Source organism: Campylobacter sp. MIT 99-7217 (assembly GCF_006864365.1).
GTDB lineage: Bacteria > Campylobacterota > Campylobacteria > Campylobacterales > Campylobacteraceae > Campylobacter_D.
Window position 1 is genome coordinate 124,158 of record NZ_QHLJ01000004.1, and the last position, 26,005, is coordinate 150,162.

Below are 26,005 nucleotides of genomic sequence, written 5' to 3' on the forward strand. Positions count from 1 at the left end.
TTTTAATAAGGACTAAAGATGAAAAATGCTTTTTTTGTAACTGCTAGCATAGCCTGTGGCAAATCAAGCTTTATGAAAATGGCTCAAGATAAGGGCTTTAACACAATAAACGCAGATTCTATCGCTCATCAAATTTTAGAAGAAAAGGCAGAACAAATCGCTACGCTCTTTAAAGATCATCATATTTTAAAAGATCAAAAGATCGATAGAAAAGCCTTAGCTTTGCTTATATTTAGCGATGAAAAAAGTAAAACAAAGCTTGAAAACTTCATGCACCCACTCATAAAAGATGAAATTTTAAAACAAGCCTTAGTTTTGGACGCCAAAAATAAAGCTTTTTTTATAGAGCTTCCTCTTTTTTTTGAAAATACAAACTATCAAGGTTTGGGAAAGAGTATCTTGATCTACGCCCCGAAAGAACTAAGCCTTCAAAGACTTATGCAAAGAGATAAACTAAGCAAAGAAGAAGCATTAAAAAGGCTCAATGCTCAACTTGATATAGAGATAAAAAAGCAAAAGGCTGATTTCATCATCGATAACAGCAAGGATCTAGTTCATTTTCAAGAGCAAAGCGAAATATTTTTTAATTCTCTAAATTTATGAGTCTTGTTTTCTTTTTAAAGCCTCTTTTTTACGCCTATCAAGCTCGATAGCATCGTGCAAAGCTTCTTCGCTATCATTAAGCGTGGTGAATTTATAATCATCATCAAACTGCTTGTTTTTAATCCCCCACAAAAAAGCTAGCAAAGCGATAGCAAAAGCGATGATAGAAACACTTATCATCATTATGATCACACCATTCATTTATTTATCCTTAAAGCATTTAAAATAACTATTATACTACTAAAAGACATAGAAAGAGCCGCGATTAAAGGATTTATAAGCCCTAAAAAAGCTAGAGGTATGGTAAGGGCGTTATAGGCTATGCTAAGGGCTAAGTTTTGCTTGATGATTGTAAAGGTTTTTAAGCAAAGCCTTATCGCCTCTTTCAAAGAAAACAAATCATTTTTTAAAAGCAAAACATCAGAGCTTTCAATAGCCAAATCAGAACCCTCCTTTAAAGAAATAGCCACAGCAGCGTATTTTAAAGCTAGGGCATCATTTACCCCATCTCCAACAAATAAAACCCTATTATTAAGACTTAATTCCTCAACAAAGTTCATTTTCGTTTCAGGCAAACAAGAAGCTTTAAAATCTTGCACTCCAAGCTCATCAGCTATCTTTTTAACAGCCTTGTAATTATCCCCTGAAAGTATGTAAATTTGCATTTTAAGGCTTTTAAGGTAAGAAATAAGCTCTTTTGCACCCTGTCTTAGTAAATTTTTTAACTCAAAATACGCCAAAACCTGCTTATTTTTTGCGAAAATAAAATGTGAATTTTCAAATTCTTTACAAACAATGCCATTTTCACGCATAAAATCAGCACTTCCTCCCAAAAACTCATCTTCGCCCAAATACGCCTTTATACCCCTTGCAGCAATATTTTCAACCCTTATAAAATCAAAATGCTTGATCTGTGTTTTTTGTTTCAAAAACTGAGCAACGCTCTTTGCAACAGGGTGCTTTGATAAATTTACAAAGCCCAAAAGCTCTTCTAAGCTTATAAGCTCATCGATAAAAAACTGATCAACCTCAAGCTTACTTTGGGTTAAAACCCCTGTTTTATCAAACACAGCAACATTGCACTTGCTTAAATCCTCTATCACAGAAGCATTTTTAAAAAGAACCTTTTGTTTTAGAGCTTTGCCAAGTGCTACGAGATTACTAACAGGCGTTGCAAGAGCCAAGGCACAAGGACAAGCGATAATCAAAACAGAAATGGCATTGATCAAGGAATTTTCAAAAGAAGCATGTTGATAAAAAAACCAAAATAAAAAGCAAAGCAAAGCAAGACTTAAAATGGTGCGTGAAAAATAAGCACTGATTTGATTAACAAGGCTTTGTATCTTTGCCTTTTTAAAATTTGAAAGCTCGAGCAAATGAATGATTTGTGCAAGTTTAGAATCCTCATAAAGCTTAGTTGCTTCATACTCCAAAACCCCATCAATCACTATACAAGCAGAAAAAACCTCCTTACCCTCGCTGATAAAAACAGGTTCATTTTCCCCACTCAAAGATGAAGTATCAAGGCTTGCTTCGCCCTTTTTGCAAATTCCATCAATAACGATTTTATCCCCACTTTTAAGCTGTATCAAATCGCCTATTTTGACCTCTCTTGCTTCTTTTAAAGCAAAGCAAGTTCCGTTAAAAACTAAAACCTCGCTAACCAAAAAGTCATTCAAACCATCGACGATATCAAGGGCGCGTTTTTTGCTAAAAACTTCTAAGTATTTGCCTATGAACACAAAACAAATAATCATCGCCACAGAGTCAAAATACACCTCCCCTGCCCTTGAAAACATCGCCCAAAGCGAGTAGAGATAAGCAAGACTTGCCCCACTTATGACTAAGGTGTCCATATTTAAGCTTTTATTTTTAAGAGCATTGAAAGCACTTTTATAAAAGCTTGAACCCGTATAAAAAAGCACAGGGCTTGCAAGGATAAACTCAGCGAAATTTAAAATATCCTTGATCTCCCTATCCATTCCGCTAAAAAATCCAGCATATTTTGCGACCGCTATCCACATCACATTCATCACGCAAGCTATGGCTACAACAAGTTTTGCGTAAAATTCTCTCTTTAATTCATTAGCTTTTTTTTCTTGTTTTAAGGGATCATATGCACTTGCTTCATAACCTATACTTTGGATAAGTTCTAAAATTTTCCTTAAGGAAATGAGTTGTGGATCAAAAACTACTCTTGCCTTATGAGTAACAGAATTTATATCAACCTCAAGCACTCCAGCTTCTTTGATCAAAACCTTTTCATTAAGCCAAACACAAGCAGAACAATGAATACCATAAATCAAAAGATAAATTTCATCAAAGCCCTCCTTTGTTTTTTTTACAAAATGGGTATAATCTTTTATTTCTTTTGAGATATTCACAGGGGCTAAACTTTGATGAGAAAGCCTTTCATAAAAGCCTTGCAAACCCTTATCGTGTAAAATTTCAAAAACGCTCTTACACCCTGTGCAACAAAAATAATTTTCCTCAACCTTGATCATTTGCTCTTGCTTAAAATCAAGTTTGCAATGAGAACATTTCATAATTTTTATTCTTTTCTAAGCTAAAATATTTTTATAATTATAAGCAAAATTTGACAAAAATGTATTTTTTTTCTAAAATCACATTTTTAATTTACTGCTAAAATCTACGAGGACTTATGGAAAATAACAAAAAGCAAAGAACACACATACCTGTTGAGGGGTATAAGATAGAAGATTTAAAGTTACTTGACTTAGAAAGTTTGATCAAAATCGCCAATGAATGCGAGATAGAAAATCCTAGAGAATTACGCCGTCAAGAGCTTATCTTTGAAATTTTAAAGGCTCAGACCAAAAAGGGCGGATTTATATTATTTACAGGAATTTTAGAGCTAAGCCCTGAGGGATATGGCTTTTTAAGGGGCATGGACTCAAATTTAAGCGATAGCGTTAATGATGCTTATGTATCAAACTCACAAATTCGTAAATTTGCTCTAAGAGTTGGAGATATCGTAACAGGACAAGTAAGAGAGCCAAAGGATCAAGAAAAATACTACGCCTTGCTTAAGATAGAAGCTATCAACTACCTACCCTTGCAAGAAGCCAAAGAAAGACCACTTTTTGATAACCTAACTCCTATTTTTCCAACCGAAAAAATAAGACTTGAATACGAAGCAACCAAGCTTGCAGGACGCGTTTTGGATCTTTTTGTACCTATAGGCAAGGGTCAAAGAGGGCTAATTGTCGCACCTCCTAGAACGGGTAAAACCGTGCTTATGAAAGGATTAGCTGCTGCTATTGAAAAAAACCACCCTGAAATGCATTTAATCGTGCTTTTAGTCGATGAAAGGCCAGAAGAAGTTACTGATATGCAGCGTTGCGTAAAAGGCGAGGTCTTTAGCTCGACCTTTGATCTGCCTGCTTATAATCATGTCAGAGTAGCTGAGCTAGTCATCGAAAAAGCAAAAAGAATGGTTGAAATGGGCAAAGATGTTATCATTTTGCTTGATAGTATCACGCGTTTAGCTAGGGCTTATAACACCGCTACACCAAGTTCTGGCAAGGTTTTAAGTGGGGGAGTTGATGCAAATGCACTTCATAAGCCAAAACGCTTTTTTGGAGCAGCTAGAAATATAGAAAATGGAGGCTCGCTAACGATAATAGCAACCGCACTTATCGATACAGGCTCAAGAATGGACGATGTGATTTTTGAAGAATTTAAAGGCACGGGAAATAGTGAAATTGTGCTTGATAGAAACATATCAGATAGAAGAATTTATCCAGCCATCAATATCATCAAATCAGGTACAAGAAAAGAAGAGCTTTTGCAAGGCGTGGCTGAGCTTCAAAAAATTTGGGCTATTCGTTCAGCCATTTCGCAAATGGACGACATAGAAGCCTTGAAATTCTTATACTCAAAAATGCTTAAAACAAAAGATAATATCGAACTTTTATCTATAATGAATGAGTGAAAATGCAACAAGCCTTAGCCATAAAATATCGCCCCAAAACCTTTGATGAACTTGTGGGACAAAAAACGGTCTCTCAAAGCCTAAAATATGCCTTAAATTCAGGAAGACTAGCTCATGCTTATCTTTTTTCAGGGCTTCGTGGTAGCGGAAAAACCTCGAGTGCTAGGATATTTTCTCGTGCTTTGGTGTGCGAGCAAGGACCAAGTGCTACGCCTTGTGGTGAGTGCAAGCAGTGCCTTGCAGCTTTACAAGGAAAGCATATTGATATCATCGAAATGGACGCAGCAAGCAACAGAGGACTTGAGGATATACAAGGACTTATCGAGCAAACCAAATACGCTCCTTCCATGGCACGCTTTAAAATTTTTATCATCGATGAGGTGCATATGCTTACTCCTCAAGCTGCAAATGCACTTTTAAAAACCCTTGAAGAACCGCCTGCTTATGTGAAATTTATCCTTGCAACAACAGATCCGCTTAAACTTCCTGCAACTGTGCTTTCAAGAACCCAGCATTTTCGCTTTAAACAAATTCCACAAAGCGAAATTTTAACGCACTTAGAAGAAATTTTAAAAAAAGAAAGCGTAAGCTTTGAAGAAGGGGCTTTAAAATTTGTCTCAAGAAGTGGCAATGGCTCGCTTCGCGATACGCTTACCCTTTTAGATCAAGCCATCATCTTTTGTGAAAATAATATCACGACCTCAAAAATCACTGATATGCTAGGCTTCTTAGATCCTTTAAAGATCAAGGAATTTTACTCAGCTATCTTAAAAAAAGATAAGGATAAGGTTTTTGAGTTTTTAAAAGATTTGCAAGATTATGAAGCAAGTAGCGTGATTGATGAAATGCTTTTTTATCTTAAGGAAAGTTTTTTTGCAAAAAGTGCTGAGTTTTCAACCCTCGTTTATGAGAGATTTTTTAGAATTTTATCGCGTGCAAAGGCTATGCTAAATATCAGTGATGATGATGGTTTTGTGCTTTGTGTCATGGCTTTTATGATGATGGAAGCAAGTGCTTTAAAAGAAATCGATGAACAAATCGCAGAATATGCACAAAAAAGTCCAAAAACCCCTCAAACAAAATCAAACAAGGACTTTAATATAAATTTAGTCCAAGAAGAAGAGCAAAACCCTTATCAAATTTTGCTTACAAGCATTTATGATAGGGATTTTTCTTTAGGGCAAAGCTTTGAAAGAAGCACGAAATTAATAAGCTTTAATAATGAGGTTTTGCATATTAGCTCAAATGCCAAAGATCAAGATAAAAATACGCTTAATCAAGGCTTTAAGCTTATACAAGAACTTTTTGCAAAAAAATTTCCACATACAAGGCTTAAGATCAGCAAGGAAGAAGGCTCAAATTTAAATATAGACGAGAGCAAGTTACAAGATCTCATGAAGCCCATTCAAAACCAAGAAAAACCAAAAGAAAAGCTTGATTTAAATTCTCATTTTGAAGATCTTAAAAAAGATGCCAAAAAGCACGATCCGCAAGATGAAGCCAAAAAGGCTTTAGATGAGCTTTTTGGACAACCTCAAATAGGCCATGACTAAGTAAGATTTTTCCTCAGTCTTAATGAGTTTAAAACCACACTTATAGAACTAAAACTCATCGCCAAAGCTGCTAAATGCGGACTTAGGCTGATAAACGATACAAAGCCTGCTGCTATTGGTATGCAAAGTATGTTATATAAAAATGCCCAGAAAAGATTAAGTTTGATGATTTTCATTGTTTTTAAAGAAAGTTTATGTACATAGGCGATTTTACTTAGCTCATCTTTGATCAAGATAAAATCCCCTGAACTTTTTGCCATAGCACTTGCACTACTCATCGCAATGCCCACATCTGCAAGAGCTAAAGCAGCACTATCATTAATCCCATCGCCAACAAATAAACTAAGCCCTTGTTTTTGATAAGATCTTACACTTTCAAGCTTTTGTTCTGGGCTTAAATTTGCTTTAAAATGAGTGATATTTAAGGCTTTAGCACTATTTTCAACGCTTTTTTCATTGTCTCCACTTAAGATGATATTTGTGATTTTTTGTTCCTCAAAATACCTTATCAAATCCCTAGCATCAGCTCTTAAAGCATTTTTAAGACACACAACTCCTAAGCAAAGATCATTTTTTGCAAAATACACAAGTACAGGAGCTTCTTGCTGATTTTCCCTAACAAAATTTCTTGTAGCTTCATCAATGATGATATTTTCTTCTTTCATTAATTTTTCATTACCTGCTACAAATTTATCCTCATCATGATAAATAATACCTTTTCCTGCTAGACTTTGCACGCTTGCTTCAAGCTTTACAAGAGGTTTTTTTGCACTTTGTATTAAAGCTTTTGATATGGGGTGAGCATTAAGACTTTCGATTTGAACAAGCTTTTCAAAGTTTTCTTCACTAAGATTACTCTTAAAAACACTCAGTTTTTCTTCACTTAAAGTGCCTGTTTTATCAAAAAGAGCAAATTTGACCTTGCATAAAAGCTCCAAAGCTTCAGGTTTTTTGATAAAGATAAAATTTCTTGCCGCATTTGATAAGGCTGTGATCAAAGCAATAGGTGTTGCAAGCCCCAAAGCACAAGGACAAGAAATGAGCAAAACAGCACAAGAGTGTAAAAAAGCTTGATTAAGATCATTTTTTAAAGCATAAAAGCCAAAAACACAGACTGAAAACACTATGATAAAGCCCACAAAATACGCTGAAATAACATTTGCGAGCCTAGCAATAGGCATTTTAGAAGCACTTGCCTTAAAGATCAAATCCCTAATCTGCTCTAAAGTACTATCAATCGCCCTTTTTTCAGCTCTCACCACAAGCACACCACTACTTACCAGCACGCTTCCAGCAAGCACTGCTTCGCCTTTTTTCCGCACAACAGGCACAAATTCGCCATTTAAAAAACTCAAATCAAGCTCAGCAAAATCACTTTCTATAATCCCATCAACACAAACACTTTCCCCACTTTTAACCAAGATCTTATCGCCGATCTTTACAAAAGAACTTGAAATTTCTTCTAATTCTTCATTATCCTTGATCAAGGTGGCTTTTTTTGTGTCTATGCTTTGAAGCTTTTTTTGATATATATCAGCCTTAAATTTCGCATTTTCTTCTAAAAATTTTCCAAGTAAAACAAAGACAATGATCATGCCAGCACTTTCAAAATAAAAACCCTCGCCCTCAAATACTCCAAAAAACACAAGTAAAGAATACAAAAATGCGACAAAACTTCCCAAAGAAATCAAGGAATTCATATCTAAATTTTTATTCATTAAAGCCTTAAAAGCATGGATAAAAAAACTTCTACCACAATAAAAAACCACAACAAAGGCTAAAAAAATTTGCACCAAAGCTGAAATGTCGCCTTTTACAAACATCTCAAGATACATCAAAACAAGGCAAAGTCCTATGCTCAAAAAAAGGTTGATCTTGAGCTTTTGAAGCTCTTTTATCTTAAGTGTATCAAGACTTTCATCATCATTTAAAACCTCAAATCCTAAGGCATTGATCTTTTGGATAATTTTAGCTTTCAAATCAAGACTTTCGACAAGAAAAACCCCGCTTGAATTCGCATAAGAAACACTACTATCCTTAACGCCCTCAAGCTTTTTGCAGGCTTTTTCTATGCCATTTGCACAATTTACGCAAGTCATTTTGCCAATTTTAACCCTAAATTCTTGCATTATTCAACTTTTTTAAGCACTTCAAAACCAAGCTCACTAAGCTCTTTTTTAAAGCTTTCAAGCCTAGTTTCATCTAAATTTAAGCTCAAAACTCTAGGCTGAACACTTAAATCCACATCGATTTTGCCAAATTCATCTTCAAGTGAGGTTTTGATCAAATTCGCACAATTTTGACAATTCACATTCGCAACTTCTAGTTTCATTTTTTCTCCTTAAATAATGGTTGTATGGTCGTATGACCGATTTCAAATTTATCTAAAAGCGTGTGAGAAAGCCTTTTTGCAAGCTCTTCAAATTCAGCCAAATCCTTAACCCTCACACCAAGGTGCATAGTAGCTACAAGCATTTTACTTGTAATTTGAGTAATGTGTATATCGATGATTTCGCTGATTTTTTCTTCTTTTAAAATTTCTTCCTTAACCTCATCGATATGAATGGGCGAGCTTTCAAGCAAGACATTTGTGCTTTGTTTTAAAAGCTTAAGCGACCATCTTAAAAGCATGAAAGAAAGGATCATCGCCAAAATCGTATCCACAAAAACAAAGCCTGTAAAATACACCACAATACCGCCCACGATCACCACAACAGAACCCAGCAAATCACTCATCATATGCAAAAATGCTGATTTCATATTGACATTGTCTAAATTTGCACTTTTAAACATCATCAAAGCATTTATGCCATTAACCAAAAAGCCACAAATTGCGACGATGATCATCGTTTTTGCGTCAATTTCGCTTGGATTTATAAGCTTTTCAACAGCTTCATAAATGATAAAAAGCGCTGATAAAACGATAGTTAGAGCATTTATAAAGGCAACTAAGACCTCAAGGCGAAAATAACCAAAGGTTTTTTGCTCATTTTGCCATTTTTGCGTAGCAATGATAGCCAAAAAAGAAAGTCCCAAAGCAAAAACATCTGAAAACATATGCAAGGTATCGCTTAAAAGTGCCAAAGAGCCTGAAAGTAACGAGTAGATAAACTGGATAAGCATCATGGAAAAAGTCATGATGAAAGAAATTTTTAAGATCTTTTTATCCATATATCTTGCATCAGCGTGGTTATGATCATGATCATGCCCTTCGTGATCGTGCTTATCTTCCTTTTTTAAGGGTTCATGAAAGAGATAATTTTGCATTATAAATCCTAAATTTCTTTAAATTTGATAAAATCTATCCTCAAATATTTTATCAAATTAAACTTAAATTTGCTATAATGCCTCATTTTAAGGAGTTGAAATGCAAGAAGCTATTGGAAGCAAGCTTACACCAATTTTAAGCATAGCAGGAAGTGATTGTAGTGGTGGGGCTGGGATACAAGCTGATTTAAAGACTTTTAGTGCTCACAAGCTCTTTGGAATGAGCGTTATTTTAAGCGTGGTGGCTGAAAACACAGCTAGGGTTATTTCAGTGCATAATGTGCCAAGTAGGATTGTAGATGAGCAAATATTAGCTATCTTTGAGGATATCCCGCCAGAAGCTGTTAAAATAGGCATGATAGGAAGTGTTGAGTTAATGCAATGCGTAGCTAATAATTTAAAGAAATTTAAGCCTAAAAATGTGGTGCTTGATCCTGTAATGTTTGCTAAAAATGGCTATGCTTTAATGCCTACTCAAAATTGTGAGTTTTTTGCTAAGAGTATGCTTAGCTTTGCTGATGTACTTACTCCAAATATACCAGAAGCGCAGTATCTATGCGGTTTTAAAATAGAAAATGAAGAGGATATGAAAAAGGCGGCTAAAGCTCTTTTTGATAAGGGAGCAAAAAGCGTTTTGCTAAAGGGAGGGCACAAAAAAGATGATGCCAATGATATTTTTTATGATGGGGCTAATTTTCACACCTTAAAAGCGCCTCGCATAGACACAAAAAATACCCACGGAACAGGTTGTACCCTAAGCTCAGCCATAGCCTCAAATTTAGCCCTTAAAAAAGATAAATTTGAAGCTATAAAAGAAGCAAAGGCCTATGTCTTTGAGGCTATAAAATATAGTCTAAATTTAGGCAAGGGACATGGCCCGACTAATCATTTTCACAGCCTTTTTAAAAAAGATGAAAGATGAAAAGCTTAGAACTTTATCTTGTAGCAAGTAAGGAAGATAAAAGCAAGGAAAGCTTTTTAAATATACTTGAACTTAGCATTAAGGCTGGAGTTAGTATGATTCAACTTAGAGAAAAAAAGCTTAGCTCAAAAGAGTTTTACGAACTTGGCTTAAGCGTGAAAGCACTTTGTGATAGCTTTAAGATCCCTCTTATCATCAATGATAGGCTTGATATCGCCCTAGCCTTAGATGCTAGTGGGGTGCATTTAGGACAAGATGATTTGCCCTTAAAAGAAGCAAGAAGGCTCTTAGGAGAGCAAAAAATCATAGGCTTAAGTGTACAAAACTTAGCTCAGCTCAAATATATAAAGGGGGCTAATTATCTTGGCTGTGGGGCTGTTTTTAAAACTAATACCAAAGAAGATGCCAAGCTAATAGGGCTTGAAAATTTAGCCTTGCTTTGTGAAAAAAGCTCTTTGCCTGTGTTTGCAATTGGAGGCATTAATGAGGGCAATATAAAAGAACTTAGGGGCATAAAACTAGCAGGAATAGCCGTAGTAAGTGCCATAATGAAAGCAGAAAGTCCCTTTGAGGCAAGCTTAAGATTAAAAAAAGAAGTTCAAAGTTTATGATCTATCTCTTTGCTAAGGCTAAATTTAAAGGCGTTGTCAGTATAGAGCTAAGCCAGATAAGCTTTAAAAAAATAAGAGCTAATTTAAACAAATATGAAGCCTTGATTATAAGCTCAAAAAACGCTCTTAAGGCTTTGAAAAAGAGTGAAAAAGAGCTAAATTTAGAGCAAAAAATTTACGCCATAGGACAAAACTCAGCCAAAAAAGCTTTAAAAATGGGCTTTAAAAATGTTAAATTTTGTAAAAAAGCAAATGCTAGGGATTTTTTTAAAGAATTTAAAGAGGAGTTAAGGAGGCTTAAAAGCCTTTATTTAAGGGCTAAAAAAATAGCCTTTGATATGAGTAAAGCCTTAAGGGCTGAGGGTGCAAGCTCAAAAAGCTTAATTTGCTATGAAGCCCTTTATAAAGAGCCTAGAAAGGATTTAAGCTTAAAGCGCCCCTGCGTTTTAATCTTTACTTCGCCCTTATCAGTTAGCTTTTTTTTAAAAAGCTTTGAGTTTAAAAAAGAAGATAAACTAGTAGCCATAGGGCAAAGCACAGCCAAAGCCTTAAAAGCAGTATGCAAAAATGAAATTTACACCCCAAAAAAAGCCAGTATAAAAGAATGCGTCAGGCTAGCAAGAAGTTTAGCTACTCCTTAAGCAAGGAAAAACCGGCATTTATCACAAGCTCGGGCTTTAAATCAACCATACATTTGTGATGCTTCAAAGGACAAACACGCTTCATACAGGGCATACAGGCAAGATCAAGGTGTAAAATCCTTGCGTTTTCGTTTTGCCAAGGCGAAGTTTGGCTAAATTTAGTAGGTCCAAAAATGGCTAGAGTTTTTATCTTATAAGCTGCTGCGATATGCATTGCGCCGCTGTCATTGCTGATGAAAAGATCAAGGGCTGAAATTTGCTGGCATAATTCTTTAATACTTGTTTTCCCACACAAATTCACACACTCGCAACCCTCTTTTAAAAGCAAATTCTCAATCTCAGCACAAATTTCACTCTCGCTTTGAACGCCAAAAATCAAAATCTTATGTGTATTTTTAAAAGCAAGAGCAGTTTTTGCAAAATACGCACTATCCCAACGCTTAGCCAAGCCGTATTTTGCACCCGGATTAAGCCCTAAAGTCTTGGTTTTTGGCAAGGGCTTAAAGGGTAAAAAAAGGCTAGTATCTTGCACCTTTAAATTTAAAGAATGTTCCATAAAACTTAGGTATTTAAGCACTTGATGAGAGTTTTTATCCTTATTTTTATCAAAGCAAAACTTATGCCTTGCTTGGATCATAAAAAGCATAAGCTTGGCACTAAAGGCTGAGCGAAAAGAAAAGGCATAATCAAAACAGCCCCAAATTCTGCTTAGTCTGTAAAAATTTAAATAACGCTTCTTAGGGCTTTGAACAAAAACCTGCACATTTTCACACTCTTTAAAAAGCTCGCAAGCCACACTTGAGCCAAAAATAACAAATTTTGCACCCTTAAAATGCTCAAAAATAGCCCTCAAAGCCACACTTGCCATGACGCAATCGCCAAGCCAAGTGGGAAGATTGATAAAAATTTTCATACAATTCCTTAAAAATAAAGCTAAATTCTAGCAAAAATTTAATCATTTTTCGCTGTGTTTTGAAAAACTATGATTTTCATTTGTAATGGTAGCTTTATCATTATAGTTTGCAAAAAATAAATGAAATTTATACGCTCGTATCTTTACAAGAATTTCGTTTAAATTTTACACATTTTAAACTTTAAATTTAAAATAAATCTCTTTCACCAAATAATTTTAATGAAAATTAAATGATTTTTTTTATAGAATAAAACTTGATTTTACAAAAGGAGCGAAAATGAAAAAAAATATCGTATTTTTCGAAGCTATTGGAGGTAGCGACAAGGGGCCTGATGGACATAGAAAAGATACTATGCCTATGGTAAATGAGCTAAAAAACAAGGGCTGGAATGCTGAGGTCATCTTTTTTAGTGATGAAATTTTAAAAGATGAAAAGCAAAGAGAGGCTATTTTTGAGAGGGTAAAAAAGGACTTTGATGGCTATGTTTCAAGGGTCAATCCGGGTAATATCAAAGAAGAAAAGCTTTATTTTGATGTTTTAAGAAGACTTTGTGCAGCAGGTCTTGTGGGCATGCCTCACCCTGATGCGATGATAGGATACGGTGCAAAAGACGCACTCACAAAGCTAGCAAGTACGGATTTAGTGCCAGATGATACCTATGCTTATTATGATGTGGCTAAATTTAAAGAGACCTTCCCAAAAAGCCTTGCTAAGGGCGAAAGAGTGCTTAAGCAAAATAGAGGCTCAACAGGAGAGGGTATTTGGCGTGTGCGTTTGCAAGATCCAAGTCTTTATAATAAACACACAAGCTTACCTCTTGATACAAAGATTATTTGCACTGAGGCTAAGGATAATCATAGCGAAAATAGAGAACTTGGCGAGTTCATGGACTTTTGTGAGCAATACATTATAGGCGATAACGGCATGCTAGTTGATATGACCTTCTTGCCTCGTATTAAAGAGGGCGAAATTCGCATACTCATGCTTTATAAAACCCCTGTTTATGTGGTGCATAAAAAGCCAGCTGAGGGAGGCGATGCCTTTAGTGCGACCTTATTTAGTGGGGCAAAATACCGCTATGATGAGCCAAAAGATTGGCAAAAGCTTATTGATTGGTTCTTAGTTCAGCTTCCTGATATTCGCTCTAAGCTTGGAAATTACGATTTGCCTCTTATTTGGACGGCTGATTTTATCCTTGATACAGACGCACAAGGTAAAGACAAATACATACTTGGAGAAATAAATTGCTCTTGCGTTGGCTTTACAAGCCCTGAGGAATTTATGGCAAAAATCGCTATCATGGTTGCTGATAATATCATTGACATAGTAAGCGAAAAAAAAGCCTAAACGCATAAGCCCTAAATTTAGGGCTTATGAAACCTTATCTTCGATCAAGCTAAATAATCTTTGCAACTTTTATATATCTCATATGTCTTGAGCTTGAATTGATCTACTTTTACAAACAAAATATTTATAAATTTTAAACACTAACTAAATAACTTGAAAATAAGATAACTTAATGCAAAAACTCAGTTTCTATATACACATTTTTAAGTGAAATTTAATCTTTTAAGCATTAAAATTCATCTTTTTAAAATGGAGTTGAATTAAAGATGAAAACTTTTGCAAGTGTGCTTTGGATCATTTTTTCTGTCTTATTGATCGTTACTGCTCTTATTGGTTTATTTACCCCTTTTGAAGTCTTTGTAAGTTTTGTTTTCTTTCTGCCTTTTTTGTTGATCGCTGGAGGAATTTCAAATATCGCCTATTATTTTTCTTTTAAAGAGCTAAATGGAGCAAATTTACTCTTAATGGACGGGATATTAAATCTTATATTCGCCTTTATTTTTATCGCCTTAGGCATTGACTTTGCAAGCTTGGTTACGATTTATGTTTTTGCTTTCATGGTGGCATTTAAAGGAATACTTGGCATAAGTTATGCTCTAGAGCTTAAAAAAACAGGTATTTCATCTTGGATATATAGCTTTATTTGGGCTATTTTAAGCATACTTATAGCGATCATTTTCATTGCTATGCCTAGCTTAGCAGGCATAACTATAGGCATTATGATTTCTCTTTTGGTTTTCTTTTTTGCACTTGCTTCATTGCTGACATTTTTTGGGGTTAAAAAGGTATTTTCTTGATGAGAGCTTATAAAAAACATATTCTAAAAACTGAGCTTGAAAAGCTGAGTGATGAGGGACTTATCAGCAATCTTCAAAAAGAACAAATTTTTTCAAAACTTGGGCTTGAAAAGAGTTCAAATTTAGCCTTTTTAAATATCTTAGCCTGCATTTTTCTAGGACTTTGTTTGATAAGCTTAGTGGCGTATAATTGGCAAAATTTATCAACTATTTTTAAAACAAGCTTACTTTTGATAACGCTTTTTCTTTCACATATTTTGTTATTTTTTCTTGCAAAAAAAGATTCTATTTATACGCAGGCTGTTGCTGTTTTAAGTGGTTTTATCTTGCTTGCAAACATAGCCTTGCTTTCTCAAATTTATCATCTAGGAGATAACACAGCCCTAGCCTTTTTTAGTGTGAGTATAGTGATTTTTATCCTCTCTTTTGCGTTAGGCTCTTTTGCCGTTTTTATGCAAGCGTATTTGTTTTATTTTATAGGCTTTTGTTTTAACATAGATCAAGATATTTATTCAAGTTCTTTTGGACTTGTTTTGCTTTTGGGCTTTGCTTTGGGTGTTTTTTATGAGAGCAAATTTTTACGCTTTTTTAACTTTATTTTTTTAATCATCTATGTATTTTATTCTCCATTTTTTGCATCATCTACTTTTTTAGATGCGAGGTTTGATAGTTTTATAGCTGTGCTTATTTTTCTTTCTTTTATCTTTTTAAGCTTTGATTTTAAAGCTTATAGAGCTTATTTTTATTTTGCTCTAGCCTTTGCTTTTTTGGCTTCAGCACTAAAAGCTCCTGCTGATATAATCGTTACTTTTGGCTTGCATTCAAATTTTACCCTTGTGATAAGTGTGCTTTTTGTACTTGCCCTTATAGCCTTAAATTTTTATAAAAAAAATTATTTTTTAGCTCTTATGTGGGCTATTTATTATGTTCTGCCCTTTATTTTTATTTTTATAAAATTTGATAACTTTGAAAATCTAACAAATTTTGTAACGATTATTTATAGCTTTTTTTCTCTTGCTCTAAGCATTTATCTTTTCAAAAAAGATTATAAAATTTTGGCACTTTTAAGTTTTTGTGCCTTAGCGATTATCCGTTATATTGATTTGATCGGGGATTACATAGGTGCTAGCATTCTTTTCTTTAGTTTTGCTGTGATTTTATTTATAGTTGCAAGAGTGCGAAGGAAAAATCATGAAAATTTCTAAATTCTTAATCTTTGCCCTAGCACTTCAATTTTTAGTCATCATAGCTATGTTTATCAATGCTTATTTACCTGTGTTTTTTGGGCAAGAACTAAAAGTAAGAGCAAGTGGCTTTGATCCAAGGGATTTACTTAGTGGTAATTATGTTTTGCTTGATTATGGGGTGCATTTGGAAGAGCCTTACTCCTATCAAGGCAAAGATACTTATTTTGTTGAGCTAAAAGATGAGGATCAAGATGGCATCTATGAGTTTTCAAAACCAAGTCTTGAAAAACCAAAAAATGCTCCTTTTATCAAAGCAAAGCTTAAAAACTCATGGCCTTATGATCTAGATCTTGGCATAGAAAAATACTTTGCCCCTGCACAAAAAGCCCTAGAGCTTGAAAGGGATTTACTCACAAATCAAGAAGCCATCGTTACTATAAAGATCTTTGATGGTAAAGCAAGGATAATAGATCTTTATGTGCGAAACGAAGCTTCTTTGGACTAAAATCATAAAAGTATAGGAATAAATTTGTCAATCGATCTTAAAAACCAAAATATCACAAAATTATACTTTAAATACTTTATCCCCTCACTTTGTGCTATGCTCGCCCTTTCAACCTACAATGTAGTTGATGGGGCATTTGTAGGACAAAAGCTAGGTCAAGACGCTCTTGCTGCTGTGGGCATTGCTTGGCCTGTTTTTCCTATGCTTATAGCCTATGAACTTTTATTTAGTATAGGAGCAGCCTCTCTTTGCTCGTATTATCTTGGAAAAAATGAACCTGAAAAGGCGAGGGAAATTTTTAGTTCTGTTTTTTATTTTGCTCTTTTAAGTGGAGTGATTTTAGGCTTTATTTTTTATGTGTATTGTGATGAGATAGTGATTTTACTAGGAGCTAGTGAAAAAATCGCCCCTTTAGCAAGTGAGTTTTTAGAAATTATCTTTTTAGGCTCTTTTGTCATCGTCCTTCACCCCTTGCTTGATATCTTTGCAATGAATGACAAGCGTCCTGTTTTAGCCATGATCGCTATGATAGTTGGTGCGATTAGCAACATAGCCTTTAATTATTTATTCATTTTTGTTTTGGAAATAGGCATAGCAGGATCAGCTCTAGCGACTATTTTAGGGCATTTTATGGGGTTTTTGATCTTGCTTTGGCATTTTGTGTTTAAAAGAGGGCAGGTATTTTTTGTTCTTAGTTTTAAGATCAAAGCTCTTATAAGAAGCACTCAAAATAGCATAGCCCAGGCAAGTGCAGAGCTTAGTGCTGCTTTGGTGCTTTTTATAGCTAATCACCTTCTTGTAGGTTTAGGAGGAGATAGAGCAGTGGCGATGTATAGCGTGATGATGTATAGCGGGATAGTTCTTTTTACCACTCTTCTTTCAGCCTCGCAAGCCATACAACCCATAGCGAGCTTTAATTTTGGAGCAAATATCAGATCAAGGGTTTTGAATGTGCTTAAATTTGGACTCTTGTTTTCCTTTGCTATGGGTGTGATTTTATATCTTTTATCTATCATGTTTAGCAAATATCTTGTGATTTTATTTTTACAAAAAGATGCAAATGGAAGCGTTGATATGGTATTTTTAAATGATGTCCAAGAAGCGATGAAAATTTATTTTGCAGGATTTGCTATGCTTGGTTTTAACATGGCAGCGGCAAGCTTTTTTCAAGCTATCCAGCGTCCTATAAGCTCTTTTATCATCACGAGTTGTTATACTCTGATCTTTGTGCTTATTTTCTTTACTATTTTACCAAATTTCTTTGGTTTAAAAGGAATTTGGACAAGCTATCCTTTGGCTCAATTTTGCTCTTTCATCATAAGTCTTGCGGTGCTTTTTTACGCCTTTAAAAAAGGAGGCTTAAATCCTAATCATTTCTCAAGATCAAGCTCTTAGGAAGTTTAAAAAACTCTATAAGCTCTTGTTCTTTAGCCCTCATTTGACCCTCATCAACCTCATGATCAAAGCCAAGCAAATGCAAGCACCCATGTATAAAAAGCAAAGATATCTCATCTTCCTTGCTATGCTTTAGCTGGGTAGCCTTTCTATGCACTTCATCAAGATTGATCACTATACTTCCAAGTAAAGAATTTTGAGGATCTAAAGCCAAAGCCTGAAATTCGCAAACAAAGGGAAAAGAAAGCACATCAGTTGTTTTGTCGATATTTCTTTGTTCTTTGTTGATGATCTTCATTTTTACATCATCAACAAAAACAAGTTCTATATCCTTAGGGCTAAGCTTTTTAGCTATTTTTTCTAAAAACTCATAGTTTATTTCATCTTCGCAAATGATCATTCAAAGCTCTTTAAATAACTAAAATTTTTACTTAAAAGAATTGAGCAAATTTTTAGCTGCTTGCTTTGCTGTTTCTTTAGCTGCTTCTTTTTTAACCTCTTTTTTTGTTTCTTCTATCTTTTGGCTTGTTTTATTTGAAAGATCTTCTTTTTGTTCTTTAATGATCTCATCTGTGCTTTTGCCTTGCATATAAGAACTTGCTGCCTTTGTTCCTTGTTCTTTAAGCAAAGCCTTATAATCAGTAGGATTTTCTTTTTCCTTTTGAATCTGTTTATCAAGAACTTTTTTACCTATCTCAACGCCTTGATTGATATTTTCTTTTGTTAAAAGCTTTTTAGCAAGCTGGGCTTCTTCTTGACTTAATTCATAAGCACTCAAAACACCAAAACATACAAAAAACAAAGTTAAAAATTTCATCTTTTTCCTTAGGAGTAAATTTAAAAAGAAATTATAGCAGAAAATGAATTTTTTGAGAAGCTCGAGCCCTAAAAAGCTCGAGAAAGGGAATTAGAATTTGTTTAACAACTTATTAACTTGTTTTCCAGCTTCTTCTTTAGCTGCACCCTTAGCTTCTTCTTTTTTCTCATTTGCTATATCTTTAGCACTTTTTCCGCTCATCAAGCCTCCAGCAACATCAAGAGCTTGACCCTTAGCAGCATCTTTTACCGCATCAGCAGCAAAAACTGAACTCACACCAAATGCAACAAGTGCAACAAAAAGTATTTTTTTCATTTACGATCCTTTCAAGTAAAATGGTAAGAGGATTTTAACAAAATAAACTTAATCATTTCTTTTTTTTTTTTTTTGAATTTTTGCAAAAATTTATAAAATTTAATCAAAGCGATCAAGTTCGTATTTTAAGATGAGATTTTTAAGTCTTTTTTCGTATTCACCTTTGATTTCTGAATAATTATGCAAGGTTTTTATGGCTTTTAATCCTGTTAATTTTTCATCATTTTGACGGTATTGTTGCCTTAAATTTCTAAATCCCTTATAAGCATCGTGTCTGTTTAAATTTAAAAGATAAGAATCCACACTTTCTTGCAAATCATCAAAAATTCTTATCCTATGACTTTTGCCCTTTGCTCTTTTTTTGGGAACTAAACCCTTTTCGCTCCAAGTCCATTCCCCAAAAAGATTATTCGCCTCTCTTGCAAAACGACTTGTTCCCATACCACTTTCTAGCATAGCTTGGGCTATACCCATAGACTTTGGAACGATATCAATTCTCCTTAAATAATCCTTAAAATCAAAAAGATTATTCACGCGATATTTATTTTTAAGCTCTATGATCTTTTCTATCTCTTTTTCATCAAGCTTTCTAAAACCATTTGGAGCATGTTTTTTAAAAAAGGCTTCGACAAAAGAACGCTCTTTAAGGATCTTTTCAAAAGAAACATCAAGTAACTTATCAAGTTTTTGAGAAAAAACCTTAGCCTTTTCTTCGGTATTTAAACGATAATACCCCTCATCAAAACCACCTTTGATTGCAAAAAGGGGCAAGCATAAACTAAGAAAGATTATAATGAGCTTCAAAACAACACCTCACTTTAGCCTTAAAATAAAGTTTTTCATCAAAAAATCTAAATTCGACATTTTCGCCACTTTTTGGTGTAATTGTCGCACTTGTTTTTACTTTTTTATCCAAATGAGCAAGATAAAAACAAGCTCCCATGCCTGTACCACAAGCAAGAGTTTCATCTTCAACCCCTCTTTCAAAGGTGCGAACCTTAAGATGAGTTTCATCAAGAATTTGAGCAAAATTAACATTTGCATTATATTTTTGTCGAAGCTTGCTACAAAGCTTTTTATCAAAAGTATTTATATCCTCACAAAAATGCACCAAATGAGGCACTCCTGTATCACAAAGTTGCCAGCAAATGCCATCATGCATAAATTTTTCTTGAACAAATCTAACTTTTCCCAAACAAACCTCGACCAAATCCCCATTAACCTTAGCTTCTATAAGCCCTGCTCCACTTAAAAAGCTCATTTCATTTTGAACCTTATTCACATGATGAGCAAAATGGGCTGCCGCTCTTGAACCATTACCACACATCAAGGCTTTTGAGCCGTCTTTATTATAAAAATCCCACTCAAAATCGTATTTTTCATGAGGTAAAATAACGATCATTCCATCAGCCCCAACGCCCTCATAGCGGTTACAAAGCTCCTTAGCAAGCATACTTCTATCTGCCTTATCTTGCTCATTAAAAATCACAAAATCATTTCCATTTGCACAATACTTATAAATTTTCAAAGTTTTAATCTCCTAAAGAATATTTTTATTGTAGCAAAAAATTCTAAAAAGACAATTTTATAGCCTTATTTTCTTTATTTTTAACATTAAATTTGCTACAATGTAAGCTTTATATTTTTCAAGGAAAAACAATGAGCAAACTTCTTATCATAGGAGCTGGCGGAGTTAGCAAAGTCGCTAGCATAAAAGCAGCGATGAATAGCGATACCTTTAGCCAAATCACCCTAGCAAGTAGAACCCTTAGTAAATGCGAGGAAATAGCTAAGATTATAAAAGAGCGTTTGGGAGTTGATATAAAAGTAGCTGAAATTAACGCTGATGACACTAAGGCTGTGGTAGAGCTTATCAAAAAAACAGGCTCTGAGCTTTTGCTAAATTTAGCTCTTCCTTATCAAGATCTAAGCCTTATGGATGCTTGTTTAGAAGCAAAAATTGCTTACATAGATACAGCAAATTACGAACACCCTGATCTAGCTAAATTTGAATACAAAGAACAATGGGCAAGGCATGAGAGCTTTAAAAAAGCTGGTATTATGGCTCTTTTAGGAAGTGGCTTTGATCCAGGCGTAACCAATGTTTTTTGTGCTTATGCTAAGCAAGAACTTTTTGATGAGATTCACTATATAGACATACTTGATTGTAATGCAGGAGATCACGGCTACGCCTTTGCGACTAATTTTAATCCAGAAATAAATTTAAGAGAGGTTAGCGCAAAGGGTCGTTACTGGGAAAATGGCAAGTGGATAGAAACAAAGCCTATGCAAATTAGTATGCAGTGGGATTATCCTGAAGTTGGGGTAAAAGATAGCTATTTGCTTTATCACGAAGAGCTTGAAAGCCTTGTAAAAAACATTAAAAGCCTTAAGAGAATTCGCTTTTTTATGACCTTTTCTAAGAGCTATCTTACTCACATGAATTGCTTACAAAATGTGGGTATGCTTGGCATTAAGCCTGTGCTTCATAAAGGAGTTGAGATTATTCCCATAGAGTTTTTAAAGACCCTTTTACCTGATCCAGCAAGTTTAGGAGAAAGGACAAAGGGCAAGACCAACATAGGCTGCGTTATTCGTGGGCTAAAAGATGGCAAGGATAAGCAAGTTTATATTTATAATGTTTGCGATCACCAAGCTTGCTACAAAGAAACCCTCTCTCAAGCTGTAAGTTATACTACAGGAGTTCCTGCTATGATAGGAGCAAAGCTTGTGGCAAAGGGTATTTGGAGTGGCAAGGGCGTGTTTAATATGGAAGAATTTAATGCTAAGCCCTTTATGGAAGAGCTAAACAGCCAAGGACTTCCTTGGAAGATACTTGAAATGAAGCCAAGTTTGGGCGAGTAGTTTAGGGCTTTAGCAAAACTAGAGTTTAAATTTCTTTATAAAAAACCACTTAACTCAGTTTTCATAAGTTCTTGTTTTATTTAAAGGGTTAGCACATGTTCATCGACAAAGTAAAACTCACATTAAGCTCAGGAAATGGTGGCAAGGGAGCTGTAAGCTTTCGCCGTGAAAAGCATGTGCCTTTGGGTGGTCCTGATGGCGGAGATGGCGGAGATGGCGGAGATGTGCTTTTTATCTGCGATAATAACGCTCACACACTTGCAAATTTCAAGGGCAAAAAAGAGCTAAAGGCTCAAAATGGCGAAGATGGACAAAGGCGTAACCGCACAGGAAAAAGAGGGCAAAACCTTGAGATCATCGTTCCTGAGGGAACTCAGGTTATCGATGATGAGAGTGGAGAGCTTTTACTTGATCTTGTTTTTGAGGGACAAAAAGAGCTTTTTTTAAAAGGCGGCAAAGGTGGGCTTGGCAATATCCACTTTAAAAATGCGACAAATCAGCGTCCAGACTACGCACAGCCGGGCATTAAAGGTCAAAGTAAATTTGTGCGTTTGGAGCTAAAGCTCATCGCTGATGTGGGGCTTGTGGGCTTTCCAAATGTAGGCAAATCAACGCTTATAAGCGTGCTTTCAAATGCAAGACCTGAGATAGCAAATTATGAATTCACTACGCTTACTCCAAAGCTTGGTGTGGTCGAAGTTGATGAGGATCATTCCTTTGTAATGGCTGATATACCGGGCATTATCGAAGGAGCTAGCAAGGGCAAGGGCTTGGGGCTTGAGTTTTTAAGACATATAGAACGCACGGCTTTTTTGCTTTTTGTGCTTGATCCTTTAAGAAATGATGATTTAAAAACGCAATTTGAAATTTTAAGAAAAGAGCTTGAAAACTTTTCAAAGAAGCTGTTTCAAAGAAACTTTGGGGTGATGATTTCAAAAAGTGATAGTGTAAATTTAGGAGCAGAATTTGCTGAAAAAATCGCAAATGAAACTATGGCTTTAAAAAAATACCTAGAAGCTCAAAACAATCCTCAAAGCTTTATTTTAGAGGTTTCAAGCCTTGAAAAAACAGGACTTAGCGAGCTTAAATTTAAGCTTTTTGAATGCAAAAACAAAACACAAGCCTAAGAAAGCTCGTATTTTGTTTATCTAAAAATCCAAAAGTAGAATTTACTCAGCAACTATACTCACGCGTTGCTTTTTATATCCGCCCTTAAGAGCAAGATCAATGATAGCCACAGCAATATCAGCGTAACTGCCTTTGCTCTCGCCCTTAGAATTGACAAAAAATTCATCTCCGCCAAGCGTGTATTTACCACTCTTCTTAGCTTCATAAACAAAGTCAGCTGGAGGGCTTACATAAGTGAAATCAAAATCTTGCTTACGCAAAAAAGCTAAACCATCAGCATGAGCCTTTGCTACGACCTTATAAGCTGGTGGAAAATCAGGAGTATCTTGAAGCATTAAACTATGTTTTTTATCCATATATAAGCTTCCAGCACCACCGACCACAATAAGCTTTTTATTTGTATCCTTAAACAAAGAAGCAAGCTTTGAGTAATATCTCTCAAATGATTTCGCATCAGAAGCACCAAAAGCACTGATAATCACATCAAAATCTTTCAAATCCTCTTTTTGTAGATCAAAGATATCTTTTTTAATGATAGTAGCATTCTTGGGTACTCTTTGGCTTGAATCTCTCACAAAAGCAACCACAGAAAGTTTTCTTGCTAAAGCTTCCTCAACGATCAAACTTCCAAGTCTTCCATTTGCTGATAAAACGGCAATTTTTTTATTTGCACCTGCTTTTTCAGCCGCAAAAGCAAAATGAACACAAACAAAGCACAAAAACCATGCTAAAAATCTCTTCATCATAAACCCTCACAAAAATAGCGTAAATTAATTCACGCCCACCATTACAGAGCTTGCTTTGATGATAGCTGTAGCTTCTTTGCCTGCTTTTAAGTCAAGTTCTTTGATAGAATCCATAGAAATACTTGCTGAAATAATATTTCCACCACCTATATCGATCTTAACGATACCATTAACTGCACCTTGCTCAATCTCAACGATTTTGCCCTTGATTTGGTTTCTTGCACTGATTTTCATCGTGTCTCCTTTAAATAAAATTTAATTCGGCGGAAATTGTAACATAACTTACAAAAATTTGCAATATAAATCAAAAAAAGCTTAATAGAAATTTTGATACAATATCATCTCATATAAATTTTTAAGGAAAACGATGACACAAATAGGCATCCACGGAGCAAATGGACGCATGGGAAAACAAATAGAACTTTGCTTGCTTGATGAAAAAAATGCAAATTTAGCCATGCTTTTTAACGAGGGGGATTCTTATGAAATACTCTTTGAAAAATCAAGCGTGATTATTGATTTTTCAGCACCAAGTGGGACAAAAAATTTACTTGAGTTTGCAAGAACAAGTCCTAAGCCCTTAGTTATCGGTACAACAGGACTAAGCGAAAAAGAAAAAGAACTTATGAAGCAAGCAAGTTCTTTAATGCCGATATTTTATGCAAGCAATATGTCTTTAGGCGTTGCCGTGTTAAATCATCTTGCAAAACAAGCAAGCACTATGCTTAAAGACTTTGATATAGAAATTTTAGAAATGCACCACCGCCACAAAAAAGATGCTCCAAGTGGCACAGCAATGAGCTTAGCACAAAGTGTAGCTGAGGCTAGAAATTTAAATTTACAAAGTGTTAGAATAAGTGGAAGAAATGGGATCATAGGCGAAAGAAGCAAAGATGAAATCGGTGTTATGAGTTTAAGAGGTGGAGACATAGTAGGAAGACACACCATAGGTTTTTATGAAAATGGCGAGTTTTTAGAACTTAATCACACAGCCACTTCAAGAGCTACTTTTGCTAAGGGTGCGATCAAGATCGCTTTATGGTTAAACTTACAAAATGCAGGCTTTTATGAAATGAATGATTTTTTAGGAATTTAAATGTGTGCAGTTGTTGGGGTGATTAATTCAAAAAATGCAAGCACTTATGCGTATTACGCTCTTTTTGCCATGCAACACAGAGGGCAAGAAGCAAGTGGCATAAGCGTAAGTAATGGAGAAAATATCAAAACGATCAAAGCAAAAGGAGAGGTTAATCAAGTCTTTAGTGAAGACATTTTAAACAAATTTCAAGGACAAATCGCCATAGGACATAACCGCTACTCAACAGCTGGAAATTCAAGCTTAAACGACGCACAACCTATCGCTGCTACTTGTATGCTTGGTGATATAGCCTTAGCACATAATGGAAATTTGGTCAATAAAAACGAAATAAGAACCAAGCTTATCAACGAAGGAGCAATTTTTCGCACAAACATGGACACAGAAAATGTAGTTCATCTTATCGCAAGAAGCAAAAAAAGCTCGCTTCAAGAAAGATTTATAGAAAGCTTGAAAGATTGCGTGGGAGCGTATTGTTTTGTTTTAGCAAGTGCTGATAAGCTTTTTGTTGCAAGAGATCGCTTTGGAGTAAGACCCCTATCTTTAGGAAGATTAAAAGATGGAGGATATATCGTTGCTAGCGAAACTTGCGCCTTTGATCTTATAGAAGCTAAGTTTATCCGTGATGTAAGACCGGGGGAAATGCTTATCTTTACACAAGGAAAAGAGGAATTTCAAAGCATAGAGCTTTTTAAAGCTGATCCTAGAATTTGTGCCTTTGAGTATATTTATTTTGCAAGACCTGATAGCGTGATCGAGGGTAAAAGCGTCTATGAAATGCGTAAAAAAATGGGCGAGAGCTTGGCTACTCATTTTAAACACAAAGCTGATTTTGTCGTGCCTGTACCTGATAGTGGGGTAAGTGCTGCTATTGGCTTTGCTAAAAAGCTTCAAATTCCGCTTGAAATGGCTATAGTTCGCAACCACTATGTAGGCAGAACTTTCATAGAGCCTACCCAAGAGCTTAGAAATTTAAAGGTTAAACTTAAACTAAATCCCATGAAAGCGGTTTTAAAAGATAAAGAAATCATCGTTATTGATGATAGTATAGTGCGTGGAACAACTTCTAAAAAAATCATCTCTCTTTTAAGACAAGCAGGGGCAAAAAAGATTCATTTTGCGGTTGCTTGTCCTGAGATCAAATTTCCTGATCTTTATGGTATAGACACACCTACTTTTGAAGAGCTTATCAGCTCTCAAAAAGATGTCGAGCAAGTAAGAAAGTATATAGGAGCAGATACGCTTAGCTTTTTAAGCATAGATGAGCTTGTGCAAAGTTTAGGATCTACGAGAAAATACTCGCTTACAAGCTTTAATGGGGATTATTTTATCAAAGATTAG

The 26,005-nt window shown here is 35.1% G+C and carries 28 protein-coding genes; 15 read left to right on the forward strand and 13 right to left on the reverse strand.

The window, feature by feature from the left end; genetic code table 11:
- Positions 1–18: 18 nt before the first annotated feature.
- Positions 19–603 (forward strand): dephospho-CoA kinase, encoded by a 585-nt coding sequence (gene coaE / locus DMB92_RS04875; protein ID WP_142681935.1) that lies wholly within the window; start codon positions 19–21, stop codon positions 601–603.
- Here the strand turns inward: coaE and ccoS are convergent.
- Together ccoS and DMB92_RS04885 are read right to left on the reverse strand one after the other, a co-directional pair.
- Positions 598–804, reverse strand: a complete 207-nt coding sequence (gene ccoS, locus DMB92_RS04880) for a cbb3-type cytochrome oxidase assembly protein CcoS (RefSeq protein ID WP_142681936.1) — start codon at positions 802–804, stop codon at positions 598–600. The two genes, coaE and ccoS, sit on opposite strands and share 6 nt — an antisense overlap.
- Entirely contained in the window at positions 801–3,149 is a 2,349-nt protein-coding gene (locus tag DMB92_RS04885) for a heavy metal translocating P-type ATPase (RefSeq protein WP_142681937.1), read from the reverse strand. The genes ccoS and DMB92_RS04885 overlap by 4 nt, the downstream gene beginning before the upstream one ends.
- Positions 3,150–3,265: 116 nt before the next feature.
- Here DMB92_RS04885 and rho point away from each other — a divergent pair, with 116 nt between their 5' ends.
- A complete protein-coding gene (rho, locus tag DMB92_RS04890; protein ID WP_142681938.1) occupies positions 3,266–4,558 on the forward strand; it encodes a transcription termination factor Rho in 1,293 nt (430 codons plus the stop codon).
- Positions 4,559–4,560: 2 nt separating this feature from the next.
- Positions 4,561–6,111, forward strand: coding sequence for a DNA polymerase III subunit gamma/tau (locus tag DMB92_RS04895; RefSeq protein ID WP_142681939.1), 1,551 nt, complete (start codon positions 4,561–4,563; stop codon positions 6,109–6,111).
- Here the strand turns inward: DMB92_RS04895 and DMB92_RS04900 are convergent.
- The 3 genes from DMB92_RS04900 to DMB92_RS04910 are packed head-to-tail and all read right to left on the reverse strand — an operon-like array spanning position 6,108 to position 9,378.
- Positions 6,108–8,240: a heavy metal translocating P-type ATPase gene (locus tag DMB92_RS04900; protein WP_142681940.1), complete on the reverse strand. Its 2,133-nt coding sequence runs from the start codon at positions 8,238–8,240 to the stop codon at positions 6,108–6,110. The genes DMB92_RS04895 and DMB92_RS04900 overlap by 4 nt on opposite strands.
- Positions 8,240–8,443, reverse strand: coding sequence for a heavy metal transport/detoxification protein (locus DMB92_RS04905; RefSeq protein WP_142681941.1), 204 nt, complete (start codon positions 8,441–8,443; stop codon positions 8,240–8,242). Before DMB92_RS04905 ends, DMB92_RS04900 begins: the two co-directional genes overlap by 1 nt.
- Positions 8,440–9,378 carry a cation diffusion facilitator family transporter gene (locus tag DMB92_RS04910; RefSeq protein ID WP_142681942.1) on the reverse strand — a complete coding sequence of 313 codons (939 nt, stop codon included), beginning with the start codon at positions 9,376–9,378 and terminating at the stop codon, positions 8,440–8,442. Before DMB92_RS04910 ends, DMB92_RS04905 begins: the two co-directional genes overlap by 4 nt.
- A 100-nt stretch (positions 9,379–9,478) precedes the next feature.
- Here DMB92_RS04910 and thiD point away from each other — a divergent pair, with 100 nt between their 5' ends.
- From thiD to DMB92_RS04925, 3 genes are read left to right on the forward strand one after another with little or no spacing between them, the layout of a single operon-like run.
- Entirely contained in the window at positions 9,479–10,300 is an 822-nt protein-coding gene (thiD, locus tag DMB92_RS04915) for a bifunctional hydroxymethylpyrimidine kinase/phosphomethylpyrimidine kinase (protein ID WP_142681943.1), read from the forward strand.
- The gene (gene thiE, locus DMB92_RS04920) at positions 10,297–10,911 is read left to right on the forward strand and encodes a thiamine phosphate synthase (RefSeq protein WP_142681944.1); all 615 of its coding nucleotides are present in this window, start codon (positions 10,297–10,299) and stop codon (positions 10,909–10,911) included. Before thiD ends, thiE begins: the two co-directional genes overlap by 4 nt.
- Complete coding sequence (locus tag DMB92_RS04925) at positions 10,908–11,552, forward strand: uroporphyrinogen-III synthase (protein ID WP_142681945.1); 645 nt, start codon at positions 10,908–10,910, stop codon at positions 11,550–11,552. The genes thiE and DMB92_RS04925 overlap by 4 nt, the downstream gene beginning before the upstream one ends.
- Here the strand turns inward: DMB92_RS04925 and DMB92_RS04930 are convergent.
- Complete coding sequence (locus DMB92_RS04930) at positions 11,542–12,465, reverse strand: glycosyltransferase family 9 protein (RefSeq protein ID WP_142681946.1); 924 nt, start codon at positions 12,463–12,465, stop codon at positions 11,542–11,544. The genes DMB92_RS04925 and DMB92_RS04930 overlap by 11 nt on opposite strands.
- 277 nt (positions 12,466–12,742) lie before the next feature.
- On the opposite strand from DMB92_RS04930, the gene DMB92_RS04935 reads away from it, so the two are divergent.
- The 5 genes from DMB92_RS04935 (at position 12,743) to DMB92_RS04955 (ending at position 17,697) form a co-directional block, all read left to right on the forward strand.
- Entirely contained in the window at positions 12,743–13,813 is a 1,071-nt protein-coding gene (locus DMB92_RS04935; protein ID WP_142681947.1) for a Cj0069 family protein, read from the forward strand.
- 266 nt (positions 13,814–14,079) lie between these two features.
- Entirely contained in the window at positions 14,080–14,610 is a 531-nt protein-coding gene (locus DMB92_RS04940) for a DUF308 domain-containing protein (RefSeq protein ID WP_142681948.1), read from the forward strand.
- Positions 14,610–15,815, forward strand: a complete 1,206-nt coding sequence (locus DMB92_RS04945; RefSeq protein ID WP_142681949.1) for a DUF2157 domain-containing protein — start codon at positions 14,610–14,612, stop codon at positions 15,813–15,815. The genes DMB92_RS04940 and DMB92_RS04945 overlap by 1 nt, the downstream gene beginning before the upstream one ends.
- Positions 15,802–16,302 carry a GDYXXLXY domain-containing protein gene (locus DMB92_RS04950; RefSeq protein WP_142681950.1) on the forward strand — a complete coding sequence of 167 codons (501 nt, stop codon included), beginning with the start codon at positions 15,802–15,804 and terminating at the stop codon, positions 16,300–16,302. The genes DMB92_RS04945 and DMB92_RS04950 overlap by 14 nt, the downstream gene beginning before the upstream one ends.
- Positions 16,303–16,326: 24 nt before the next feature.
- Positions 16,327–17,697, forward strand: a complete 1,371-nt coding sequence (locus tag DMB92_RS04955) for an MATE family efflux transporter (RefSeq protein WP_260604754.1) — start codon at positions 16,327–16,329, stop codon at positions 17,695–17,697.
- Here the strand turns inward: DMB92_RS04955 and ybeY are convergent.
- The 5 genes from ybeY to dapF form a co-directional block, all read right to left on the reverse strand.
- A complete protein-coding gene (ybeY, locus tag DMB92_RS04960) occupies positions 17,669–18,094 on the reverse strand; it encodes an rRNA maturation RNase YbeY (protein ID WP_409513395.1) in 426 nt (141 codons plus the stop codon). The two genes, DMB92_RS04955 and ybeY, sit on opposite strands and share 29 nt — an antisense overlap.
- A 30-nt stretch (positions 18,095–18,124) precedes the next feature.
- Entirely contained in the window at positions 18,125–18,514 is a 390-nt protein-coding gene (locus DMB92_RS04965; protein ID WP_142681952.1) for a hypothetical protein, read from the reverse strand.
- 90 nt (positions 18,515–18,604) lie between these two features.
- A complete protein-coding gene (locus DMB92_RS04970) occupies positions 18,605–18,829 on the reverse strand; it encodes a hypothetical protein (RefSeq protein ID WP_142681953.1) in 225 nt (74 codons plus the stop codon).
- A 99-nt stretch (positions 18,830–18,928) separates the two neighbouring features.
- Positions 18,929–19,633 (reverse strand): glucosaminidase domain-containing protein, encoded by a 705-nt coding sequence (locus DMB92_RS04975; RefSeq protein ID WP_142681954.1) that lies wholly within the window; start codon positions 19,631–19,633, stop codon positions 18,929–18,931.
- Positions 19,608–20,357: a diaminopimelate epimerase gene (dapF, locus tag DMB92_RS04980; protein WP_142681955.1), complete on the reverse strand. Its 750-nt coding sequence runs from the start codon at positions 20,355–20,357 to the stop codon at positions 19,608–19,610. Before dapF ends, DMB92_RS04975 begins: the two co-directional genes overlap by 26 nt.
- Positions 20,358–20,488: 131 nt before the next feature.
- On the opposite strand from dapF, the gene DMB92_RS04985 reads away from it, so the two are divergent.
- Both DMB92_RS04985 and obgE read left to right on the forward strand, forming a co-directional pair.
- Positions 20,489–21,694, forward strand: a complete 1,206-nt coding sequence (locus DMB92_RS04985) for a saccharopine dehydrogenase family protein (protein ID WP_142681956.1) — start codon at positions 20,489–20,491, stop codon at positions 21,692–21,694.
- Positions 21,695–21,789: 95 nt separating this feature from the next.
- A complete protein-coding gene (gene obgE, locus DMB92_RS04990) occupies positions 21,790–22,821 on the forward strand; it encodes a GTPase ObgE (RefSeq protein WP_142681957.1) in 1,032 nt (343 codons plus the stop codon).
- Between the two features lie 42 nt (positions 22,822–22,863).
- Here obgE and DMB92_RS04995 read toward each other — a convergent pair whose 3' ends face one another.
- Both DMB92_RS04995 and DMB92_RS05000 read right to left on the reverse strand, forming a co-directional pair.
- Positions 22,864–23,565 carry an NAD(P)-dependent oxidoreductase gene (locus DMB92_RS04995; protein WP_142681958.1) on the reverse strand — a complete coding sequence of 234 codons (702 nt, stop codon included), beginning with the start codon at positions 23,563–23,565 and terminating at the stop codon, positions 22,864–22,866.
- A gap of 27 nt (positions 23,566–23,592) precedes the next feature.
- Positions 23,593–23,802, reverse strand: a complete 210-nt coding sequence (locus tag DMB92_RS05000) for a molybdopterin-binding protein (protein WP_142681959.1) — start codon at positions 23,800–23,802, stop codon at positions 23,593–23,595.
- Positions 23,803–23,935: 133 nt separating this feature from the next.
- On the opposite strand from DMB92_RS05000, the gene dapB reads away from it, so the two are divergent.
- Positions 23,936–24,664, forward strand: coding sequence for a 4-hydroxy-tetrahydrodipicolinate reductase (gene dapB / locus DMB92_RS05005; protein WP_142681960.1), 729 nt, complete (start codon positions 23,936–23,938; stop codon positions 24,662–24,664).
- Entirely contained in the window at positions 24,665–26,005 is a 1,341-nt protein-coding gene (purF, locus tag DMB92_RS05010; RefSeq protein WP_142681961.1) for an amidophosphoribosyltransferase, read from the forward strand. It abuts the gene before it with no gap.

What these genes read in the sequence shown, in the direction of transcription:
- DMB92_RS04930 (WP_142681946.1), bottom strand. Translation starts at nt 12,465, where the DNA reads ATGAAAATTTTTATCAATCTTCCCACTTGGCTTGGCGATTGCGTCATG.
- DMB92_RS04885 (WP_142681937.1), bottom strand. Translation starts at nt 3,149, where the DNA reads ATGAAATGTTCTCATTGCAAACTTGATTTTAAGCAAGAGCAAATGATC.
- DMB92_RS04895 (WP_142681939.1), top strand. Translation starts at nt 4,561, where the DNA reads ATGCAACAAGCCTTAGCCATAAAATATCGCCCCAAAACCTTTGATGAA.
- obgE (WP_142681957.1), top strand. Translation starts at nt 21,790, where the DNA reads ATGTTCATCGACAAAGTAAAACTCACATTAAGCTCAGGAAATGGTGGC.
- DMB92_RS04905 (WP_142681941.1), bottom strand. Translation starts at nt 8,443, where the DNA reads ATGAAACTAGAAGTTGCGAATGTGAATTGTCAAAATTGTGCGAATTTG.
- DMB92_RS04995 (WP_142681958.1), bottom strand. Translation starts at nt 23,565, where the DNA reads ATGAAGAGATTTTTAGCATGGTTTTTGTGCTTTGTTTGTGTTCATTTT.
- ccoS (WP_142681936.1), bottom strand. Translation starts at nt 804, where the DNA reads ATGAATGGTGTGATCATAATGATGATAAGTGTTTCTATCATCGCTTTT.
- DMB92_RS04935 (WP_142681947.1), top strand. Translation starts at nt 12,743, where the DNA reads ATGAAAAAAAATATCGTATTTTTCGAAGCTATTGGAGGTAGCGACAAG.
- thiE (WP_142681944.1), top strand. Translation starts at nt 10,297, where the DNA reads ATGAAAAGCTTAGAACTTTATCTTGTAGCAAGTAAGGAAGATAAAAGC.
- thiD (WP_142681943.1), top strand. Translation starts at nt 9,479, where the DNA reads ATGCAAGAAGCTATTGGAAGCAAGCTTACACCAATTTTAAGCATAGCA.
- dapB (WP_142681960.1), top strand. Translation starts at nt 23,936, where the DNA reads ATGACACAAATAGGCATCCACGGAGCAAATGGACGCATGGGAAAACAA.
- DMB92_RS04945 (WP_142681949.1), top strand. Translation starts at nt 14,610, where the DNA reads ATGAGAGCTTATAAAAAACATATTCTAAAAACTGAGCTTGAAAAGCTG.
- DMB92_RS04925 (WP_142681945.1), top strand. Translation starts at nt 10,908, where the DNA reads ATGATCTATCTCTTTGCTAAGGCTAAATTTAAAGGCGTTGTCAGTATA.
- DMB92_RS04965 (WP_142681952.1), bottom strand. Translation starts at nt 18,514, where the DNA reads ATGAAATTTTTAACTTTGTTTTTTGTATGTTTTGGTGTTTTGAGTGCT.
- DMB92_RS04950 (WP_142681950.1), top strand. Translation starts at nt 15,802, where the DNA reads ATGAAAATTTCTAAATTCTTAATCTTTGCCCTAGCACTTCAATTTTTA.
- coaE (WP_142681935.1), top strand. Translation starts at nt 19, where the DNA reads ATGAAAAATGCTTTTTTTGTAACTGCTAGCATAGCCTGTGGCAAATCA.
- DMB92_RS04985 (WP_142681956.1), top strand. Translation starts at nt 20,489, where the DNA reads ATGAGCAAACTTCTTATCATAGGAGCTGGCGGAGTTAGCAAAGTCGCT.
- DMB92_RS04900 (WP_142681940.1), bottom strand. Translation starts at nt 8,240, where the DNA reads ATGCAAGAATTTAGGGTTAAAATTGGCAAAATGACTTGCGTAAATTGT.
- DMB92_RS04940 (WP_142681948.1), top strand. Translation starts at nt 14,080, where the DNA reads ATGAAAACTTTTGCAAGTGTGCTTTGGATCATTTTTTCTGTCTTATTG.
- rho (WP_142681938.1), top strand. Translation starts at nt 3,266, where the DNA reads ATGGAAAATAACAAAAAGCAAAGAACACACATACCTGTTGAGGGGTAT.
- DMB92_RS05000 (WP_142681959.1), bottom strand. Translation starts at nt 23,802, where the DNA reads ATGAAAATCAGTGCAAGAAACCAAATCAAGGGCAAAATCGTTGAGATT.
- DMB92_RS04970 (WP_142681953.1), bottom strand. Translation starts at nt 18,829, where the DNA reads ATGAAAAAAATACTTTTTGTTGCACTTGTTGCATTTGGTGTGAGTTCA.
- purF (WP_142681961.1), top strand. Translation starts at nt 24,665, where the DNA reads ATGTGTGCAGTTGTTGGGGTGATTAATTCAAAAAATGCAAGCACTTAT.
- DMB92_RS04910 (WP_142681942.1), bottom strand. Translation starts at nt 9,378, where the DNA reads ATGCAAAATTATCTCTTTCATGAACCCTTAAAAAAGGAAGATAAGCAC.